Genomic DNA, 1342 nt, shown 5'->3' with positions numbered 1-1342 from the left:
AGGCAAAGGTGCCCTGGGACCAACCCAGCAGCGCCGACAGCATCTGACCGGTGGCGTTCATGTCGTTGTCGATCGCCTGTTTGCCGCACAGAACAACACCGGGCTGCTCTTCTTCGACAACTTTTGCCAGGATCTTGGCAACGGCCAGAGGCTCGATGTCGGTGTGCACATCATCCGCTGCAATCACCAGGATCGCGCGGTCTGCACCCATGGCCAGAGCCGTGCGCAGAGTTTCCTGAGCTTGCTTCACGCCGATCGAAACTGCAATGACCTCATCGGCCTTGCCTGCTTCTTTCAGACGGATAGCTTCTTCCACCGCGATTTCGTCGAATGGGTTCATCGACATTTTCACGTTGGCGAGATCGACACCGCTGCCGTCCGCCTTCACGCGGACCTTAACGTTATAGTCAATCACGCGCTTGACAGGCACGAGTACCTTCATTTCTGCGTTCTCTCCTTAGTATGGCAGCCGCCAGCGGCGACTCCCCTCCATGCTCTCGCGGTGTTGATACAGAAGCCGCCCCCACCATAACAGGGCAAAATCGTCACGTTTTAGCACACCGACGTCGCGTTTGGTGTTTTGCGTCAGATTCTTTGCAAGAATGTTGCGCAGTGCTCGTTTTTCGACGCGGCGGCGGGAGCCGGGGTCGCGGGAATCAATGAAAATGAATGCGACCACCCGATAGGGGTGGCCGGTGTCGCAAATCGTCGTATGGATGCGGGGTCAGCGGTTTGCGCCGGGAACCCACAACACATCGGCCGTGCCGTTGTCATTGGCGACACGTGCGGCAACAAAAAACCAGTCGCTCAACCGATTGAGGTATTTGACGGCGGCCGGGTTGATCTGTTCGACCGTCGACAATTCGGTCGCCAGACGTTCGGCCCGGCGGGCAACAGTTCGGCAGACGTGCAATTGGGCCGCCAGCCGTGATCCCCCCGGCAGGATAAAGCTGCGCAAGGGTTTGAGATCTGCATTCATGATGTCAATTTCGGCTTCCAACCGTTCGACCTGTGCCGTGACCATGCGCAGCGGTGGGTATTCGGCGGTCGCATCCTGTTCCATGTCGGGACGGCACAGGTCCGCGCCCAAATCGAACAGGTCATTCTGGATGCGGGCCAGCGCGGTATCGGTTTCCCCGGTGGCGTCCAAACGGGCAACGCCGACAAAGGCGTTCAATTCATCGGTTGTACCATAGGCAGATACGCGAGCCGAATGTTTTGCGACACGGGTGCCATTGCCCATGGCAGTGTCACCCTTGTCTCCGGTACGGGTGTAAATCTTGTTCAAGACCACCATGTGATCAGCCCCCCTGGCGCAAATAGATGAACAGCAGGATTAGCC

At 58.0% G+C, this 1342-nt stretch carries 1 protein-coding gene and 1 pseudogene; both read right to left on the bottom strand.

What is annotated here, in order from left to right:
* Window positions 1-442 (bottom strand): annotated as a pseudogene (locus A2I95_RS38565) (electron transfer flavoprotein subunit beta/FixA family protein); the annotation flags it as partial.
* A 282-nt stretch (window positions 443-724) separates the two neighbouring features.
* On the bottom strand, window positions 725-1297 hold the full coding sequence (locus A2I95_RS38560; RefSeq protein ID WP_291737671.1) for a cob(I)yrinic acid a,c-diamide adenosyltransferase: 573 nt from the start codon (window positions 1295-1297) through the stop codon (window positions 725-727).
* Between the last annotated feature and the right edge of the window lie 45 nt (window positions 1298-1342).

This window comes from Leisingera sp. F5 (assembly GCF_001593695.1).
Note: the sequence above shows the minus strand (reverse complement) of the source record. Positions and strands in the feature narration are given on the sequence as shown.

Excerpts from the sequence above, each read along its gene's own strand:
- A2I95_RS38560 (WP_291737671.1), bottom strand. The coding sequence starts at position 1,297 with ATGGTGGTCTTGAACAAGATTTACACCCGTACCGGAGACAAGGGTGAC.